Genomic DNA, 18764 nt, shown 5'->3' with positions numbered 1-18764 from the left:
TGTCTACACCTCTTCTATTTCATACTACATACTCTTACGATCTAGGTATCCTTGCAAGATCATAACAGCTGCCATTTTATCGATTACTTTTTTACGTTTCTTACGACTCACATCAGCCGATACGAGCATCCGCTCTGCCGCGACGGTTGTTAAGCGTTCATCCCACATCACCATTTCACAATCATGATGTTTTTTGAGGGTGTCTGCAAACTCTTGCGACCGCTCACCACTAGGGCCGATGGAACCATTCATGTTTTTCGGTAAACCAATAACAATCGTCGTCACTTCATACTCTTTAGCGATTTGGGCGATTTTTACAAAGTCAGACTCAGGCTCTTCCGCGTTACGTCGCAACGTCTCTAGGCCTTGAGCTGTCCATCCTAGCGCATCACTAACTGCTATTCCGACTGTTTTCGTTCCGAGATCTAATCCTAAAGCTCTCATTCATTCTCCTTACGGTGCTGTGATAAATAAGACTTCACTAACTGTTCGATTAATTCATCACGTTCAAGCTTTCGTATTAGAGCACGTGCATCCTTATGACGAGGAATATAGGCTGGATCACCTGATAGTAGGTACCCTACAATTTGGTTAATGGGGTTGTAACCCTTCTCCTCAAGTGCCTCATAGACCGAAAGTAATACCTCTTGGACGTCAACATCAACGGAATCGTCTGGAAAGTTAAATTGCATTGTCTTGTCCATAGAGCTCATCACAAACACCTCTTTCTTTCTTTACCTTTATTTACTGCAAAGTGAACATCAAAGGTTCTCTACTTCTATTGTACACGATTTAGTCCAAATTAGGAAATGGATTTGACGAATTCTGGGACAAATGCTAGAGCTTCACTTAATTGTTCTGGATTTTTACCGCCAGCTTGTGCCATATCAGGACGCCCGCCACCGCCACCACCGCAACGTGAAGCTACTTCTTTTACTAATTTTCCTGCATGATGCCCTTGACTAATTAAATCTTTCGTCACTCCTGCAACAAGGTTTACTTTATCTCCAGAAACCGCACCTAAAACAATGACCCCTGAATCAAGATCTTGCTTTAATTTATCAACAATCGCACGTAACCCGTCCATGTCGGTTGCATTAACTTCTTTTGCAAGAACGCGTACACCATTGACCTTTACAGCCTCATCAATTAGGTTTCCAGCTTCCATGTTGCCCATTTTTGCCGATAATGATTCGTTCTCACGTTGTAAATCACGAATTTGTTGTTGCATCGCTTCAATTCTTGCAGGAACATCTTTAACGTTTTTCGCTTTTATTAAGTCAGAAGTTGAAGACAATAAGCGTAATTGGCTGTTCATAAATTCGTAAGCACCTTGACCAGTTACCGCTTCAATACGACGAACTCCAGCTCCAATTCCAGACTCTGAAACCACTTTGAACAAGCCGATTTCAGCGGTACTTCGAACATGGCAACCCCCGCATAGCTCAAGAGAATAATCACCTACTTGTACAACACGAACGGTTTTACCATATTTCTCACCGAATAACGCCATTGCACCCATTTCTTTTGCTTCAGCTAAGCTTTTCTCACCGATCTCAACAGCTAGCGCATTCCACACCTTTTCATTCACGATTTCTTCAATCGTCGTTAACTCTTCCTTCGTCATTTGACCGAAATGAGAGAAGTCAAAGCGTAAACGATCTTCCGTCACAAGAGACCCTGCTTGGTTAACATGTGTTCCGAGGACATCTTTTAATGCTTGATGCAGAAGATGAGTCGCTGTATGGTTTTTGATGATTCCAATACGTGCTGTGTCAAGAACCGTACTAGTGACCACTTGACCTGCACGTAGCACGCCTTCTTCTACTGTGATGATGTGTAGGTGTTGTCCGTTAGGTGCTTTTGTCACATCCGTCACACGAGCAAGGACACCTTCTGCTTGAATCGTTCCTGTGTCAGCCACTTGGCCACCACTTTGAGCATAAAACGGTGTCTCTGTTAAAATCACCTGAGCCGTAGCACCCGCTTCTACACTATCTACACGCTCTTTATTAGAAATTAACACGCTGATTGTACCTTCTGCAGTTAATTGGTCATACCCTACAAATGTGCTGCTTTCATTAATTTGACCTAAGAGCTCATCTTGCACTTGCATTGAGCCTGAATCTTGACGAGCAGCACGTGCACGAGAACGCTGTTGCTCCATCTCTGCTTCAAATCCTGCACGATCGACCGTTAGCCCTTTTTCCTCTACATATTCTTCTGTTAAGTCAACAGGGAAGCCATACGTGTCATATAAACGGAACGCATCTTGACCTGAAATGATGTTCTCGCCTTTTTCAGTAGCCTCTGTTACTATCTTGTCTAAAATAGTTAAGCCGTCGTTTAATGTCTCATGGAAACGTTCTTCTTCGGTTTTCATCACTTTTTGAATGAAGTCTGTTTTCTCTTTTACTTCTGGGTAGAAGTCGACCATGATCTCACCGACGACTGGCACAAGTTCGTACATGAACGGTCGGTCTATATTAATTAGCTTTGCATAACGAACAGCACGACGTAATAAACGGCGTAAGACATAGCCACGACCTTCATTCGATGGAAGAGCTCCGTCACCTACTGCGAAAGTGACCGTACGAACATGGTCTGCGATGACTTTAAAAGCGACATCATGCTCTGTGCTTGTACCATATTGAATCGGTGTTAATTGCTCGGTTGCTTGGATAATTGGCATAAATAAGTCTGTCTCAAAGTTCGTTGGTGTATCTTGAATGACTGAGACCATACGCTCTAAGCCCATTCCTGTATCAATGTTTTTCTTTGGAAGTGGCGTATATGTACCATCAGGATTGTGGTTAAATTGTGAAAACACTAGATTCCACACTTCTAAGTAACGATCGTTTTCTCCACCTGGGTACAGTTCAGGGTCAGACTCATCATTGCCGTATGATGGGCCACGATCATAGAAAATCTCTGTATTGGGACCACTTGGACCTTCCCCAATATCCCAGAAATTTCCCTCTAGACGAATAATGCGTTCTTCTGGTACACCAATGTTCTTTGCCCAGTAATTGTAAGCTTCATGATCTTCTGGATGGACTGTGACAGATAACTTCTCAGCATCAAATCCGATCCATTTGTCACTCGTTAAAAATTCCCATCCCCATTCAATCGCTTCTTCTTTGAAGTAATCACCAATCGAGAAATTTCCAAGCATTTCAAAGAATGTGTGGTGGCGAGCTGTTTTTCCGACGTTCTCAATATCATTTGTACGAATTGATTTTTGGGCATTCGTAATTCGAGGGTTACTCGGAATAACACGGCCATCAAAATATTTCTTTAACGTTGCCACTCCACTATTGATCCATAGTAACGAAGGATCTTCATGGGGAACAAGGGACGCACTCGGTTCAATATCATGACCTTTTTCTTTAAAGAAGTCCAAATACATTTGACGTACTTCTGCTGACGTTAATGTTTTCATTTTCTTCATCTCCTTTTTTTATAAGCATACAAAAAACTCCCATCCCTAACACAAGGGACGAGAGTTATCTTCACGCGGTGCCACCCTAATTATGGATAAATTTATCCATCACTCGAAGCTGTAACGCAGCTAGCGGCAGGGTTTCCCTGCACTCAGGAGTAGCATTCCAAATCTCTTCACATAGCAGCCCTCACAGCCTAAGGAGCCGCCTCTCTTGATATGGTCTGATTCGTACTCGTTCCGTCAACGTGTTTACTATTTTCATCTGCCTTTTATTATAGGAAAGCGTTGCTGCACTTGTCAATGATTGATGAAATATAGACGAATATGAACAAGGGTCACCTTCACAATTGCAAGGGTTGGCACAGCAATTAATAGTCCAATCACCCCACCTAATTCCACCCCAATCAAAAGTGCTAAAATGATTAAAATAGGGTGAAGGTGCAGTGTTCTTCCGACAATGACAGGAGATAATACATTTCCTTCGATTTGTTGAACGATGATAATGGCTACCACAACAAAGAGAGCAAGTTGCCACGATTCAAGCAGCGCGACTGTTACAGCAGGAACTGCCCCGATAAACGAACCAAAATATGGTATCATATCTGTCGCACCTATGAATAGTCCAAGCAAAAAAGGATACGGCACACCGATGAGCCATAATGCCAAGCTCGAAAGAATGGCTACCGCTAGTGAGACAAGGAGCTGTCCGCGAATGAAGCTGCCGAATGTGTGGTCGACATCGATCACATACTGTTTTAAGCCATGACGCCACTTTCTAGGAGTGATATACCACGCCACTTTTTCAATAAGATTGTAATCCTTCAAAAAATAAAATACGAGAAACGGTATAACCATTAAGCTAAAGATCGATTGAATGATCCATAAAGCGACCGATTCCGTTTGATCTAATACTTTCGCTCCTAGCTTATTGGCCTGTGCCGTCCACTCGTCAATATGAACTTGAATTTGCGGAGGTAGTGTTCGAATCCTACCTTGGACGTCCAACATCACCTGCTCAAGAGCGGAAACTTGCTCTGGCAATATAGCCATTGCATGTTGCACTTGTTCGATTAAAGCAGGTGCACCGAAAAAAATAAGCGCTCCAATTGCAAGTAGTAATGTTACAAAGACGAGAAGAACGCTGACTATTCGTGGCAATCCTGATTTATGTAACCCTTCTACTAGTGGGTGAAGAAAATAAGAAAAAAGAATGGCAAATGACAAAGGAAGTAACAGTGCTTTAATGACTCGAATAAAGGGTTCAAAAATAATACCGACTTGCATCGCCATAAAAATGACAAGAAAAACAAGTAAAATGATCGTTAAATTAATGATCCACTTCTGTCGATACAAGTTATCCACACCCGTCACCTCCTTCCCACACTCACTCCATACGTTTTTATAGTTTGTGCAAAGTAAGAAAGTTTATGAAAGAGTCAACCAATTGAAAAGAGACGTGTCTGTTCAAAACGACAGACACGCCAAATTTCACCTTATGAAAAACGTTTTGCTAATTGCTTTTTTGTTTTGTTCCACGTACGTTTGTTGACGTACTGGTTAAAGTCAAACTCTTTAATCGGTTGGATGAACTGATCAAATTTACGCTGTTTTTTGCGACCGCTCATTGAATAAGCTGCCGCTCCCACACCGATTGCAACTAATGACGTGACGGCTTTCCTCATTGGATGACACCACCTTTATAGGTTTACATTCCAACATTTAGGTCTTGGTCATCAAACAAGTCATCTAAAGAACTAAGTGAGCCATCTTCTTCTACTTGGTGAAGCGATAATCTACTTTTAACCAAGCTCATCTCGACAAAACAATTCCAGCAGTAGTATTGATTTGTGCCGATTTTTCCGATGTCTTTTGATTTACAGTTCGGACATTGCATACGCCTGGGCCTCCTTATATCGACACGATGGCGTTGTCCTTACTTATGACAAGAGGACCTTTAGGTAAAATCACCTTTCGTCCTTCTACTAAGTCAGCTACCAATCCATCGGTCACTTCATACCCTACGATTGTCCCCACTTCTTCATCAAAATATACATCTTCTACCAGTCCAACTTTTTCCCCTTCAGAGGTTAATAACGATCTTCCTCCAAGCCGCTTTTTCCCGAGCTTAAGCGGATAAGCCTGATGCTCTTTCGAAATAAAGCGTGACAGCTTTAAGTGTTCACTGATCATCACTCCATCACTTCCAAAACTTGCGACCGCCTGAACTGGTAGGAACATGTGGTGATTAAACCACCCTTTTTTATCGACAACAAACCCTTCAATCTGCATATCTTGCCCTACTAACAAATCAATCACATAGCCCCACTCTATCCCCGTACCCTGTTCAATGACCGGCAGGCCTTCGACGGTTGAAAAAGTTCGCAAAGTACTTCCCACCTTTCCGAACAGTTATAGTATGTGGCATCTGTAAGTTGTTATGTTAGTTGACCATTTCCATTCTCATATTCTTCTCGCCCTTTTTTTAGCGCAATGAGTTTGTCTTTTAACATCGAGTGACGAATTAGCTCGTCACTTCTTGTAACGGCAGTGTGAAACGATTTTAATTCCCCGCATAATAACAAGAATTTTTTAGCGCGCGTAATGCCTGTATAAAGTAAATTTCGACGGAGCATCCTTGAGTAGTTTCGTACAACAGGCATGACCACAATCGGAAATTCACTCCCTTGTGATTTATGAATCGAACAGCAATAGGCGTGTGTGATTTGGTTTAAATCTTTCTTGTTATAGACGACTTCGGTTCCATCAAAACTAATCACGACTTGATCTTGCTTTTCTGTGTTTTCTTTTGCATAAAAGATCGCGACAATCTCGCCTCGGTCGCCGTTATAAACATTCTCTTCTGGGTTATTAACGAGTTGCAAAACGACATCTCCAGTCCGAAAAGCAATTTCCCCAAAGACAATTTCTCGTTTTTGCTCGGTTTTCGGGTTAAAAAGCTCTTGCAGCAGTCGGTTTAGTTCGGTAATTCCTGCTTGCCCTTTATACATCGGAGCAAGCACTTGAATGTCTTTGGCGACGTAGCCTTTTTTCATCGCATTTTCGCAAATTTGTGTAACCACATGTTGAACATGATCGTTCGTACATGGGAAAAAACGTCGATCTGGTTTCGCTTCTGGTAAATCAGCAGGCATCTTCCCTTGCTTCATCTCGTGGGCCAATTCAATAATCGAAGAGCCTTCCTTTTGACGATAGATCGCTGTTAATGGAACAATCGGTACAACAGCGGAGTCGAGAAAGTCTTTTAATACTTGACCGGGTCCGACAGAAGGCAGCTGATCTTGATCACCTACAAAGACCACTTGCATACCTTTAGGAATTGATTTAAGTAATTGATTGGCGAGCCAAATATCAACCATCGATACTTCATCAACAATTATTAATTCCCCTTCAAGCTGCTCATGCTCCCCTTTATCAAAGCCTCCTGCTCCACCTTTCCATCCGAGTAAACGGTGGATCGTGACCGCTGGAAGTTCGGTGGCTTCGCTCATTCTTTTCGCCGCTCGACCGGTTGGAGCAACGAGTAGAATCGGAAATGGGTTTGATTTTGTGTACGCCCCTGGATCAAGTGAAAGTCCCTTTAATCGTGCATATGACTCAACAATACCTTTAATGACCGTTGTTTTCCCTGTTCCTGGCCCACCTGTCAACAACATAAACGGGGAAGAGAGCGCCGTTTGAATGGCTTCTTTTTGCAAAGGGGCATATTCAATTTTAAGCTCTTCTTCTAATTCGCCTAATGTTTTCATAAATTCGGACTCAGGAAACTCATCTTTCACTTCGGTCGCCATTAATCGTCTTACACTCGTGGCGATGCCCTTTTCAGCAAAAAACAATGACTTAATATAGACACGACTATCTTCTAACACAAGCGCGTCCTCTTCTTCCATCGTTAACAGCACATGCTCAATTTCGCCCATGGTAATTGCCTCATTTGGTGCTGCGAGTAATTGCTGAACATGAGGAATGAGTGCATCTTTTTCAATGTAGACATGCCCATCTTGTAAACATAATTCTTGAACAACAAACAATAAACCGGCACGAATGCGGTCAGGATGATTGCCTGTAAGCCCAATAGCAGCCCCGAGTAAATCGGCTTTTCGAAACCCAATTCCCTCTACATCAGCGATCAATTTATATGGATTGTTTTGGATAATATCGATCGCTTGGTATTTATACGCTTGATATACTTTCATCGATAATTCTAAACCAAACCCGTGCTTAGAGAGCATCATTAAGACTTGCTCTACACCTTGCTGATCAATAAGTTGTTGATACAGTTGATCGGCTTTTTCTTTTGAAAGCTTTGGCACGACCTTTAACACGGATCGATCTTCAACAATGCGGGTGATTGCTCGTTCACCTAATGTATTAACGATCGTTTCAGCAGTTTTCTTTCCAATACCAGGAAATCTGCCACTTGCTAAGTATTGAATAATTCCTTGCTTTGTTTGCGGGAGATCTCGTCTAAATTGTTCGATCTGATATTGTTGACCGAATCTAGGGTGCTCGGTGATCGTACCAAAGAATAAGAACGTTTCAGCAACATCTAGTTGTGGTAAGGTTCCAACCACTGTGATTTTCTTCTCTTTCACTTCTTCGTTTGTATCAATCACTCGAATTAACGCAACGGTGTAGGCATTTTCTTCATTACGAAAAACAAGGTGTAAAACTTCACCTTTAATATATCCGCGCTCTATTCCACTTTCTTCATTTGGAGGCAACTGTTCATCTGTCATCATCTATCACCCTTATTGCATGGCTTGTTCGACGGTTTTCTTTCCATTGGCAGCAAGTGCATGATCTGGCTGAATACGTAGGGCGTCTTCAAAGGCTTGTAACGCTTTTGCGGCATCTTCTTTATACGCATACGCTACCCCAAGATTGAAAAAGGCATCCGCATGATTCGGTGCATCACTGACGACTTTTTCAAGTTGAATCACTGCTTCATCCACTTGTTCAAGTTGAGCAAGCGTCAATCCGTACTGGAAACGTGCATCAATATCAGCTTCATTTAACTCAATCGCACGCTTGAAATTTGCCATCGCATGAGGCAAAGCTCCTAATTGGTAGTAACTCATCCCTAGCATAAAGAAGACATCAGCTTCCTCTAATTGATTCACCAACGCTTGCTTAAACATCTTAACGGCTTCTTCAAATTGATCCTGTTTGTAATAGATCGTCCCCGCTCCGTAATACGCTGTCGCTGCTTGTTCATCGAGCGCAATGGCTTTATCGAAGAACACAAGTGCTCGCTCCTCTTCACCAATCGCACCGAGTAAATTTCCAAAGTTAATAAAGGCCGTCGCATCCTTTGGGTCCTCTTCAATCGCTGCATTAAATGCTTTCGCCGCTTCCTCATAATTTTGTTCGTTCATGTACGCAATTCCTTTTTCATTCCAACTCATTACAAAACATCCTCTCAGTTCATTTCTATTTTTTTATTATCGCATAGATTTAAGCTTGCTTACAGATAACAGTGAAAATGGGAAAATGCCGATTAGGCATTTCCCCATTTCTTCATCACTTGATCAATCGTTCCTCCACCAAGGCATTCGTCGCCATCATAAAATACAACAGCTTGTCCTGGTGTAATCGCACGTTCAGGTTCGTCAAATTGAACCACCATGTTCCCGTCTTCTTTTGGATAAACGGTTACCCCTTTATCTTCTTGACGGTAACGGAATTTCGCTGTACAGCGGAAAGGTCCATTCGGTTTCTTGTTCGCAATCCAATTGATTGAGATCGCCTCAAGTCCTTCTGAGTAAAGACCTTCATGATGAAATCCTTGTCCAACCAATAGAACATTACGTTCTAAGTCTTTTCCGATTACAAACCATGGCTCGCCTGCTCCGCCGATGCCAAGTCCTTGGCGTTGGCCTAAAGTATGGTACATTAACCCGTCATGCTTCCCTTTGACTTCGCCATCTAGCGTTTGCATTTCACCTGGTTTAGCGGGTAGGAATTCACTTAAGAAATCTTTAAAGTTCCGCTCCCCGATAAAACAAATACCCGTGCTATCCTTTTTCTTCGCCGTAGCAAGGTCTGCTTCGAGTGCTTTTTCACGCACATCTTTTTTCGGCATATGCCCGATTGGGAACATTGTTTTAGATAATTGTTGTTGCGATAAGGCATTCAAGAAGTACGTTTGGTCTTTATTGTTGTCGACCCCACGTAATAATTTAAATTCTCCATCTACTTCTTCCACTCGTGCATAATGACCTGTTGCAACATAGTCCGCCCCAAGTGCCATCGCATGATTCAGGAATGCTTTGAACTTAATTTCCTTGTTGCACATAACGTCTGGATTCGGCGTCCGACCTGCCTTGTATTCTTCAAGGAAATACGTGAATACTTTATCCCAATATTGTTTCTCAAAATTTACGGCATAATATGGAATGCCAATTTGGTTACACACGCGGATTACATCTTCATAGTCTTCTGTTGCTGTACAGAAACCACTTTCGTCTGTGTCGTCCCAGTTTTTCATGAAGATCCCAATCACATCATAGCCTTGTTCTTTTAACACAAGCGCTGTGACGGATGAATCCACTCCACCTGACATTCCGACAACAACCTTAGTCTCTTCAGGTCTTTTTTTCATCTCTACACCACCTACTGCACCGTTAGCGAATAAATACTTGCTGCTCTTGCAGCCTCTTGACAATACTCGCTATTTCTTTTGCTGATTTATTTATTTGTTCTTCTGTATTCGTTACTCCAAAGCTAAAACGCACCGCCGAACGTACTCTGTCGTTCTGCCCCTCGCCAAACATCGCTAGTAACACATGCGAAGGCTCTAGAGAACCCGCCGAACATGCCGAACCACTTGATGCCGCGATACGCGCCATGTCGAGTGCGACGAGCAATTGCTCCACTTCCACTCCAGGAAAGCTGACATTTAACACATGCGGCAAGCGTTCCATTGGGTCGCCATTGAGCACAAACGTCAAGTTTGCTTCTGCAAATGTATCAAAAAAGATGCGTGAATAGCTAAGATAACGCTCACGCTTTTCAGGTATTGATTGATTGGCTAGCTCCATCGCTTTAGCGAATCCGATGATCGATGCTACATTCTCTGTACCAGCTCGTCTTTTTCTCTCCTGCTCCCCACCAAACAGCAAGGGGCGAAGCTTAATCGACTGATTCGTATACAATAACCCTATACCTTTGGGCCCGTTAATTTTATGAGCGGATATCGACAGCATATCAACAGGAAGCGTCGATAAATCAAGCTCCACAAGGCCACATGCTTGGACCGCATCTGTGTGAAAAACGGCTTGATGATCTTTTAGCCGCTCGCCAATTTCCTGAATGGGTTGCACCGTACCGACTTCATTATTTCCATACATAATCGAGACAAGAATCGTGTCACCTCGAAGAGCCGCTTCGACTTCTTCAGGGCGAACTTTGCCTGTTTCATCAACCGGTAAATACGTTACATCAAATCCACGTCGCTCTAATTCCTGACAGGCATGCAAAACAGCATGGTGCTCGGTGGCTGTTGTAATAATATGTTTCCCCTTTGATTCATGTTCAAGAGCATAGCCAATGATCGCCAAATTATCTGCTTCGGTTCCGCCACTTGTCATAATGAGCTCGCTTGATTTTACGTTCAACAAGTCCGCTATCTGCCCACGAGCAGCATCGACGACTTGACGGGAGGTGCGCCCTATATGATGAATGCTTGAAGGATTGCCAAAATGTTCATAAAAATACGGCAGCATCGCCTCTACAACCTCAGGATCTAAAGGTGACGTTGCTGCATGATCAAGATAGATAGACTCCAACAAAATCACCTACTTTATTAAATATAGAACATGTAATATTCTTGTTTGCCTTTTTCTTCATAGTTCGCTAAATCATCTAATGTTGTATTATCTAATACATCTTTGACCGCATCACGAATTTTAATCCATAAATCACGTTTTGCCGGCTCCTCATCATCTAAGACTTCAACAGGACTAATCGGTCCTTCTAGTACACGGATGATGTCACCTGCTGTAATCTCTTTCGCATCTTTTGACAGCATATAGCCACCATAAGCACCACGTACACTTTTTACAAGCATCGCGTTACGCAAAGGAGCAATCAATTGCTCTAAGTAATGCTCAGATAAGTTGTATTCTTTTGCGATCGATTTTAATGATATAGGTCCCTCACCTGACTTTTTCGCTAATGCCATCATGATGGTGAGTCCGTAACGTCCCTTGGTTGAAATTTTCATGTGTTGACCCTCTTTCTAGTAAAATATCGACAAATCGCTGGCATTGAGGCATTGTCACTCCGACAATCGATCCAATCCCAAAACAAAATAATAATGTTCCGATAAAAATCGGTCCTCCGAGTACCCAACCAGCCGAGAGAACAACCACTTCCATCGCTCCCCGAACCCATTGCACCTTCCAGCCTGTTTTCATTTGGATGGCAATCATTAAACTATCACGTGGTCCTGCTCCAAGTTGTGGCGCAATATAAAGGCCGATTCCGTAACCAATCACAACTAATCCTATCAATAGCATAGCCAATTTGAAGAACAATCCTTCAGGGGTTGGCAAGATCCATAAAAATATATCAATAAATACCCCAACTAATACCATATTGACAAAGCCACCAAGCTTTGGCCATTCCTTTGTCAACAGACTAGTTAGTCCAATAATGAGAAAGCCCATAATAATGGACCATGAGCCTACTGTCAATCCTACTTGTAAAGTCAACCCAACGTGCAACACATCCCACGGAGCACTTCCTAAATCCGCTCGAATCATCATTGAAATCCCAAAGGACATGATGATCAGACCAATCATAAATACAGCCCAGCGAATGAATAACCTGCTTGGTTTCTTCTGTACTTCTAGTCTATTCAAAGGGTTTCTCACTCTCCTCATAAGTCTTAGTCATTATAGCATGAATTCCGACTAGGTTGGTGGCAGAAATCCTTGATTAAAAGCTGGGTTTGCTTGTTCATCAGTCTGATGTTGATTGGTTTGCTTTTCGAGTTAGATCCGCTACACTATCAAAGAAAGATGAGCTTAGATGCAATGGAGATGATCGAAATGCAAAAAGAACCACTCGCATACCGCATGCGCCCTAAAAAAATAGAAGACATCATCGGCCAGACACATCTTGTCGGTGAGGGAAAGCTTCTCCGCCGCATGGTTGATGTTGGTCAATTATCATCGATGATTTTATACGGCCCACCTGGCATTGGCAAGACATCGATTGCTACAGCGATTGCCGGGAGTACAGATACACCTTTTAAACTTCTCAATGCTGTCGTTCATAATAAAAAAGACATGGAAATCGCTGTCGCTGAGGCGAAAATGCACGGACAACTCATCGTCATTTTAGATGAAGTACACAGACTCGATAAAGCAAAGCAGGATTTTCTTTTGCCTCATTTAGAAAAAGGTTTGATCATTTTAATCGGCGCGACAACATCAAATCCATATCACTCTATTAATCCAGCGATTCGTAGTCGTTGTCAAATCTTTGAACTTGAATCACTCACGCCTGATGACATAAAAATTGCTTTAGTCCGTGCCATTGAAGATCCCGATACTGGATTTGGACAAGAGAAGGTTACGATGTCTGATGAAGCCATTACCCACCTTGCTGAAATGTGTGGAGGCGATGTCCGCTCAGCGTTAAATGCCTTAGAGCTTGCGATTAAATCAACGTACGCCGATGAAGAAGGCACCAAGACGATTACCCTAAAAACAGCTGAAGCGTGCATCCAAAAAAAGAGCTTCCACCATGATAAAGATGGCGATGCTCATTATGACGTCTTATCCGCTTTTCAAAAATCAATTCGAGGCAGTGATGTGAATGCCGGCTTACATTATTTAGCTAGACTGCTTGAAGCGGGTGATTTAACGAGTATTGCGAGACGATTGCTCGTCATTGCGTATGAGGATATAGGTCTTGCTAATCCACAAGCTGGTGCTAGAACGCTTGCCGCGATTGAATCGGCAGAACGCCTCGGCATGCCTGAAGCACGCATTCCTTACGCCAATGCTGTCATTGAACTCTGTCTTTCTCCTAAATCGAATTCCGCTTATACAGCGATTGACGCAGCAATTGCTGATATACGTCAAGGTCCTGTAGGCGATGTACCTAAGCATTTAAAAGATGCTCATTACAAAGGTGCACAAGCATTAGGGCGAGGAGTGGAATATAAGTATCCACACAACTATGATCATGGCTGGGTCAAACAACAATACTTACCAGACCGTCTCAAAAACGCTCATTATTTTGAACCTAAGCGGACAGGTAAGTTTGAACAAGCCTTAGCTGTCATCTACGAAAAACTAGATAAACGGTAAAAAAGTAGTCTCAACACCGGGTCGTTGTTGAGACTACTTTCATTTTTATTGATACATTTTCACTTCTGAGCGAGGGAGATGGATTGTAAATGTTGCTCCCACTCCTTTTTCACTTCTCACTGTCATCGTACCGCCCATTTCATCAATGATACGAAATGATGTCATCAGACCAAGCCCTGTGCCTGTTTCTTTCGTTGTAAAAAATGGTGTACCAAGCTTATGAAGTGTTTCATCGTTCATACCTACCCCATTATCTTCAACTTGAATGATAATCGAGTCATATTCTTTACTCTCATAAGCTCGCACGTATAGTTTCCCATCTAGATCGATCGCTTCTAACCCATTTTTAACAAGGTTCATCACGACCTGGTGAAGTTTACTTCGCTCAAGATACACATTCGGAAGCGGTTCTACATCTAAGACCACCCTTACCTGTTCTTGAATCGCTTTCGGTTCAAATAATGTCACAATATCCTGTAAAAGCTCTTTGATATTCGTTTCGGATTTTGTTCCTATCACATTCGGGTTCGCCATGTGTAGAAGTTCTCCGATGATCATGTTCACTCTATCAATCTCTTTAATCATCACATGATAATGATCTTTATGCTCTGGCTTTGTTGAATCAGACTGGTAAAATACTTGCATGAAACCACGAATCGTCGTTAACGGGTTGCGGATTTCATGAGCAAACCCTGCAGCAAGCTGACCGACTAGTTGCTGCTTTTCTGATCTGACAAGCTCTAGCTCCATATTGCGCTTATCCGTAATATCGATAAAGATCAATAGAACATCTTCAAGCTCTTCTTCATTATTTAATTTAGGTAAAGTCGATACACTGGCAAAGAAGATCTTCTTTTTTCCATCTAAAGTACATTCAAACTCATATTTTTTTTTGAAATCTTGGCTTTTCAATACATCGGCTAATTTAGAACAGCTAATAAAATGATCAAATGATGTATTATTCTCAATCACTTGGTCTAACGTCGCACCAATCACCTGTTCTTTTTCAAGACCAAATAATTGCTCACATTGACTATTGAACGTTGTCACGCGTTGACTATTTTGATGGAATGCAAACACTCCGTTGTCTGTCGTCTCGAGTATAAGCGTGGATTTTTGATGACTCTTCTCACGCTCTACTAATCGCCTCGTCATCATATTAAACGTACGGGTTAACGTATCAACTTCATGATAGGCATCTGGTGCTAGCGGATAGACTTTCTTCCCAAAAGCAAAATCGCTCGTTGCATGAACCAATTTTTGCAAAGGCTGGACAATGTAAGAAGAAAGTTTCAGCACAGCTATAGAAATAATAAACAAGACGCATCCGAATAAGATCAGATATTTTAACAACAACTCGTTGATTGGATTATTAATTTGATCTTGCGGTACGGATACACCGACATACCAGTCATTATTAAATCCCTGCATTTTCCCTACTCTCGCAAAGGTTTGCATCATGTCATTGCCTTCAGAATGGTAGATGTCTCGGTCGATAACCAATTTTTCAAACTGTGGATTTGTCATATTATTTCGCTTTAAATAGTTGTAAGTCAAAATATACTTTTCATTCGGATGAGATATGATATCTCCGTTACCATTTACTAAAAAGGCATATCCCTCTAGTCCATAATTCTTCTGTTGCTTTCGGTATTGTGCGAGTCGATCCCATAAAAAATTCACATCAAAAATTGCCGCAACGGTTCCAATGTCCTCACCCTCACCGTCTTTCACTTTACTCGCTAGGACGATGGTTGGTTGATTAATCACGTCTGAATAAAAAATCTCAGAAAAATAAATTCCGCTACTAGCATTAGCCTCTCGGTACCAAGGTCTTGTGTTCACATCCGTACCAATAATGGTATTATCAAGATCGACTGTAACGATCCCTTCTGTGTTAACAAACATCGCCCCAAAAAAAACAGAATGGGCATTAACAAATAACCGTAACTCTTCGCGAACTTGTTCTCGGGATTCATCTGGATTATTAATGGATCGATTATTCGCGAGCATCACCACGTCGATCATACGTTCATTTACAATATCTTCAATTGAGATGGCTAAACTATCTGCCATTGTATACATCGATTCATGTAATTGCTTATTCATTTCAATCTTTTGTGATTGAAAGGTAATATATCCTACAAATATTAATGGTAGTAATGTAGCAGATAAGAAAAAGAACAATAGTTTTGCTCGTAAAGTTTTTAACATTAAGGATACCTCGGATTTTGTCGAATTCTATGACCGATTATTTTTCTTTTATATCTTACACGTTTCTCCCATATAAAAAAAGGTTCTTTCACCATTTTTCACAATGATTAGGCTTACATACTTATGTAACTTCCGGGATGAAATCCATATTTTTCTATCACCCTTGTATATATATAGTTTTTTATGACCATAGTAACTAGTAACAAGAAACTATTTATTTAGAAGGAGTTGAACAGAATGAAAGTTAGACAGGATGCATGGTCACACGAAGATGATGTCTTACTCGCTGAAACGGTTCTTAAACATATTTGCGACGGTAGTACCCAGTTACAAGCTTTTGAAGAGGTCGGAGATGCCCTCAATCGAACATCTGCCGCGTGTGGATTTAGGTGGAATGCTGTAGTACGCCAAAAATATGTCAACCAAATCGCCCAAGCAAAAAAAGAGCGTAAAGAACGCAAACGCGCAATGTCGTATCATTTCTATACCCAACGAAAGCCCGTCTCATGGAATCCACCGACGATCACGTATACCGAACCATCTGCAACAACAAATATGTTATCTCTAGACTCTGTGATTCAATTTTTACAGACGTTATCTCATAAAGAAGATACCTCTTCCTTAGAAGAAGAAAATGCAGCATTAATTCAAACAAACTTAGATCTGATCAACAAAAACCGCGAGCTAGAATCAGAAATCCAGAAACTCAAACAAGATAGCTCAATCATCGAAGAAGATTACCAGTCACTCATCCAAATCATGAACCGAGCCCGCCGTATGGCTATCCTAGAAGACGACGAACCCCTCCAAAATCCCGCCTTCAAAATGGACAAAAACGGCAACCTAGAACAAGTCGCAAAGTGAAGAGAAAAGCGGAGGCGACTGCTCTGGGATGTGGGAAAACTAGGGGAAGCGATTAGAAGTCGCTCTTTGACTTCGTTCGATTCACCGGTTTTCTCCGCAGCCCAAGGAGCCGCAGCTAGACACGAAAAGCGGAGGGGCTCGGTTAGCGGCGTATAAAATGGAGGGCGGCGACCGAGATAAAGGAAACACAGAGAACGTAGTGATCTGATGTTGACTTATCGACCGAGGCGAACGGAATTTTACTAGCCGCTGAGCCCTGGAGCTAGACAGAAAAGCGAAGGCGACTGCTCTGGGATTTAGGAAAACTAGGGGAAGCCATAAGAAGTCGCTTTTTGACTTCTTTGGATTCACCGGTTTTACCAACAGCCCAAGGAGCCGCAGCTAGACAAGAAAAGCGAAGGTTGCCGTTTAGAGGCGGGATGCAAATGTTCTGGCAGATTAAAAGCGCTTTTGGCTTTTATATCTGGCAGGTTATTTGTCCACGAGCCTCTGGCAACCACAGCTAGACACGAAAAGCGAAGGGGCTCGGTTAGCGGCGTATAAAAAGGAGTTATTTTACTAATTAACCATATTCTTACTGAACTTGCGCGGAAATTGGCTTGTTTTGCGCGAATATGCTAATCTTTCGCGCGAAATCTCCCCATCAAGCTACGCGAAGTCATAAAAATAGCCCCTCACACATCTAGAAGTGAGGGGTTTTCGTTATCTGTTGATTTGAATTCCATCTAAAAGCTTTGTTACAACATGCCCTGCCATAATTAACCCTGCAACAGATGGAACAAAGGCATTAGAGGAAGGTGGCATTTTTGCTTTGCGAATCTTTCCTTCTTCTGCTTGCTGTGGAACGATTTCTTTGCGGATATCTTCGCGAATTTTAATCGGCTGCTCATCAGAGAAGACAACTTCAATCCCTTTTTTAATGCCTTCTTTACGAAGACGTGTACGGATCACTTTTGCCAACGGGTCATAGCTTGTCTTTGAAATGTCCGTGATGCGAAGGCGTGTTGGGTCCATTTTATTCGCTGCTCCCATGCTAGAGATGATTGGAATCTTTCTCTCTAAGCATTGCTTCATTAAATGAATCTTGTATGAAATCGTGTCACTAGCATCAATTACATAATCAAGTCCATATTCGAAAAATTGCTCATATGTCTCTTCTGTGTAAAACATTTTTAGAGCGATGACTTCGCAATCTGGATTAATGTCAGCAATTCGCTCTTTCATCAATTCAACTTTTTGACGTCCAACCGTTGACAGTAAAGCATGGATTTGGCGATTCACATTGGTAATATCCACATCATCTTTATCAACAAGAACCAGACGACCAACACCAGAACGAGCAAGTGCTTCAGCAGAAAACGAACCAACGCCACCGATACCAAGTACCGCTACAGTGCTATTTTTTAATTGATCGAGTCCATCATGCCCAATCGCTAATTCATTACGTGAAAATTGGTGCAACATAGGTGAAATCTCCTTTCAAGCAGAGGTCTTTGTTTTATTTAGTATACCCACAATCTAACAGACTAAAAGGGTATCTATTGTCGGATATGAATATATCATAGCGAATCCAAAAAGTCTAAACCCTTTTTCGGTTAAATACAAAAAAAGTTGCTGATAGATCCAGGTGGACCTTGCAGCAACTTCCATCGTATGTAGGATAAAAATCCCACCTATGCCGTATCTGACGTAAGGCTTGAACCTGTATGAACAGGGGGGTGCACTGTACTCGCTCTCTTATGTCCACTAGCTTTCATGGCTTGTAATGAAGTAAGCAACCGATGCTCCCATTTTTAAAGTGTTGGCTCAAAACACTTAGCGTTTACGTACATTGCAGGATTCTTATCTTATTAAGATTAGTTTAACATAGCTTTAATCCACGCGCAATAACTTTTTCG

General features: G+C 42.0%; 17 protein-coding genes, 1 other RNA gene and 1 other annotated feature. Of the genes, 2 read left to right on the top strand and 16 right to left on the bottom strand.

The window, feature by feature from the left end; genetic code table 11:
• Positions 1 to 24: 24 nt before the first annotated feature.
• The 13 genes from ruvX to CDZ88_RS02255 form a co-directional block, all read right to left on the bottom strand.
• On the bottom strand, positions 25 to 444 hold the full coding sequence (gene ruvX / locus CDZ88_RS02315; RefSeq protein WP_100372007.1) for a Holliday junction resolvase RuvX: 420 nt from the start codon (positions 442 to 444) through the stop codon (positions 25 to 27).
• Entirely contained in the window at positions 441 to 713 is a 273-nt protein-coding gene (locus CDZ88_RS02310) for an IreB family regulatory phosphoprotein (RefSeq protein ID WP_012957793.1), read from the bottom strand. The genes ruvX and CDZ88_RS02310 overlap by 4 nt, the downstream gene beginning before the upstream one ends.
• An 89-nt stretch (positions 714 to 802) precedes the next feature.
• The gene (gene alaS, locus CDZ88_RS02305; protein WP_100372006.1) at positions 803 to 3442 is read right to left on the bottom strand and encodes an alanine--tRNA ligase; all 2640 of its coding nucleotides are present in this window, start codon (positions 3440 to 3442) and stop codon (positions 803 to 805) included.
• A gap of 50 nt (positions 3443 to 3492) precedes the next feature.
• Positions 3493 to 3698 (bottom strand) — a binding site (T-box leader).
• Between the two features lie 44 nt (positions 3699 to 3742).
• On the bottom strand, positions 3743 to 4807 hold the full coding sequence (locus CDZ88_RS02300) for an AI-2E family transporter (protein WP_232718522.1): 1065 nt from the start codon (positions 4805 to 4807) through the stop codon (positions 3743 to 3745).
• Between the two features lie 131 nt (positions 4808 to 4938).
• Positions 4939 to 5127 carry a DUF3918 family protein gene (locus CDZ88_RS02295; RefSeq protein WP_100372005.1) on the bottom strand — a complete coding sequence of 63 codons (189 nt, stop codon included), beginning with the start codon at positions 5125 to 5127 and terminating at the stop codon, positions 4939 to 4941.
• Positions 5128 to 5150: 23 nt separating this feature from the next.
• Positions 5151 to 5339 carry a hypothetical protein gene (locus CDZ88_RS02290; RefSeq protein ID WP_100372004.1) on the bottom strand — a complete coding sequence of 63 codons (189 nt, stop codon included), beginning with the start codon at positions 5337 to 5339 and terminating at the stop codon, positions 5151 to 5153.
• 14 nt (positions 5340 to 5353) lie between these two features.
• Positions 5354 to 5830 (bottom strand): PRC-barrel domain-containing protein, encoded by a 477-nt coding sequence (locus CDZ88_RS02285; RefSeq protein ID WP_100372003.1) that lies wholly within the window; start codon positions 5828 to 5830, stop codon positions 5354 to 5356.
• Between the two features lie 50 nt (positions 5831 to 5880).
• Positions 5881 to 8202: an SF1B family DNA helicase RecD2 gene (recD2, locus tag CDZ88_RS02280; RefSeq protein WP_100372002.1), complete on the bottom strand. Its 2322-nt coding sequence runs from the start codon at positions 8200 to 8202 to the stop codon at positions 5881 to 5883.
• Between the two features lie 12 nt (positions 8203 to 8214).
• Entirely contained in the window at positions 8215 to 8871 is a 657-nt protein-coding gene (locus tag CDZ88_RS02275) for a tetratricopeptide repeat protein (RefSeq protein WP_100372001.1), read from the bottom strand.
• A gap of 92 nt (positions 8872 to 8963) precedes the next feature.
• Complete coding sequence (gene mnmA, locus CDZ88_RS02270) at positions 8964 to 10067, bottom strand: tRNA 2-thiouridine(34) synthase MnmA (protein ID WP_100372000.1); 1104 nt, start codon at positions 10065 to 10067, stop codon at positions 8964 to 8966.
• Between the two features lie 22 nt (positions 10068 to 10089).
• Entirely contained in the window at positions 10090 to 11253 is a 1164-nt protein-coding gene (locus CDZ88_RS02265) for a cysteine desulfurase family protein (RefSeq protein WP_100371999.1), read from the bottom strand.
• 17 nt (positions 11254 to 11270) lie between these two features.
• A complete protein-coding gene (gene cymR / locus CDZ88_RS02260) occupies positions 11271 to 11690 on the bottom strand; it encodes a cysteine metabolism transcriptional regulator CymR (RefSeq protein WP_100371998.1) in 420 nt (139 codons plus the stop codon).
• Positions 11623 to 12351, bottom strand: a complete 729-nt coding sequence (locus CDZ88_RS02255) for a YczE/YyaS/YitT family protein (protein ID WP_100371997.1) — start codon at positions 12349 to 12351, stop codon at positions 11623 to 11625. Before CDZ88_RS02255 ends, cymR begins: the two co-directional genes overlap by 68 nt.
• Positions 12352 to 12519: 168 nt before the next feature.
• Between CDZ88_RS02255 and CDZ88_RS02250 the strand changes: the two genes are divergently transcribed.
• Positions 12520 to 13788, top strand: a complete 1269-nt coding sequence (locus CDZ88_RS02250; protein ID WP_100374567.1) for a replication-associated recombination protein A — start codon at positions 12520 to 12522, stop codon at positions 13786 to 13788.
• 45 nt (positions 13789 to 13833) lie between these two features.
• Here the strand turns inward: CDZ88_RS02250 and CDZ88_RS02245 are convergent, their stop codons facing one another.
• Entirely contained in the window at positions 13834 to 16002 is a 2169-nt protein-coding gene (locus CDZ88_RS02245) for a PAS domain-containing sensor histidine kinase (protein WP_100371996.1), read from the bottom strand.
• A 237-nt stretch (positions 16003 to 16239) separates the two neighbouring features.
• Here CDZ88_RS02245 and CDZ88_RS02240 point away from each other — a divergent pair, with 237 nt between their 5' ends.
• On the top strand, positions 16240 to 16866 hold the full coding sequence (locus tag CDZ88_RS02240) for an RsfA family transcriptional regulator (RefSeq protein ID WP_100371995.1): 627 nt from the start codon (positions 16240 to 16242) through the stop codon (positions 16864 to 16866).
• Positions 16867 to 17568: 702 nt separating this feature from the next.
• Here CDZ88_RS02240 and CDZ88_RS02235 read toward each other — a convergent pair.
• On the bottom strand, positions 17569 to 18330 hold the full coding sequence (locus tag CDZ88_RS02235; protein ID WP_100371994.1) for a tRNA threonylcarbamoyladenosine dehydratase: 762 nt from the start codon (positions 18328 to 18330) through the stop codon (positions 17569 to 17571).
• 198 nt (positions 18331 to 18528) lie between these two features.
• A non-coding RNA gene (gene ssrS / locus CDZ88_RS02230) (6S RNA) lies at positions 18529 to 18709 on the bottom strand.
• Between the last annotated feature and the right edge of the window lie 55 nt (positions 18710 to 18764).

It is taken from the genome of Bacillus sp. FJAT-45037 (genome assembly GCF_002797325.1).
Lineage (GTDB): Bacteria > Bacillota > Bacilli > Bacillales > Bacillaceae_D > Alkalihalophilus.
Note: the sequence above shows the minus strand (reverse complement) of the source record. Positions and strands in the feature narration are given on the sequence as shown.

Coding starts and splice junctions, on each gene's coding strand:
- CDZ88_RS02310 (WP_012957793.1), bottom strand. CDS start 713: ATGAGCTCTATGGACAAGACAATGCAATTTAACTTTCCAGACGATTCC.
- CDZ88_RS02245 (WP_100371996.1), bottom strand. CDS start 16,002: ATGTTAAAAACTTTACGAGCAAAACTATTGTTCTTTTTCTTATCTGCT.
- CDZ88_RS02275 (WP_100372001.1), bottom strand. CDS start 8,871: ATGAGTTGGAATGAAAAAGGAATTGCGTACATGAACGAACAAAATTAT.
- CDZ88_RS02255 (WP_100371997.1), bottom strand. CDS start 12,351: ATGAGGAGAGTGAGAAACCCTTTGAATAGACTAGAAGTACAGAAGAAA.
- cymR (WP_100371998.1), bottom strand. CDS start 11,690: ATGAAAATTTCAACCAAGGGACGTTACGGACTCACCATCATGATGGCA.
- CDZ88_RS02290 (WP_100372004.1), bottom strand. CDS start 5,339: ATGCAATGTCCGAACTGTAAATCAAAAGACATCGGAAAAATCGGCACA.
- CDZ88_RS02235 (WP_100371994.1), bottom strand. CDS start 18,330: ATGTTGCACCAATTTTCACGTAATGAATTAGCGATTGGGCATGATGGA.
- mnmA (WP_100372000.1), bottom strand. CDS start 10,067: ATGAAAAAAAGACCTGAAGAGACTAAGGTTGTTGTCGGAATGTCAGGT.
- recD2 (WP_100372002.1), bottom strand. CDS start 8,202: ATGACAGATGAACAGTTGCCTCCAAATGAAGAAAGTGGAATAGAGCGC.
- ruvX (WP_100372007.1), bottom strand. CDS start 444: ATGAGAGCTTTAGGATTAGATCTCGGAACGAAAACAGTCGGAATAGCA.
- CDZ88_RS02240 (WP_100371995.1), top strand. CDS start 16,240: ATGAAAGTTAGACAGGATGCATGGTCACACGAAGATGATGTCTTACTC.
- CDZ88_RS02295 (WP_100372005.1), bottom strand. CDS start 5,127: ATGAGGAAAGCCGTCACGTCATTAGTTGCAATCGGTGTGGGAGCGGCA.
- alaS (WP_100372006.1), bottom strand. CDS start 3,442: ATGAAAACATTAACGTCAGCAGAAGTACGTCAAATGTATTTGGACTTC.
- CDZ88_RS02250 (WP_100374567.1), top strand. CDS start 12,520: ATGCAAAAAGAACCACTCGCATACCGCATGCGCCCTAAAAAAATAGAA.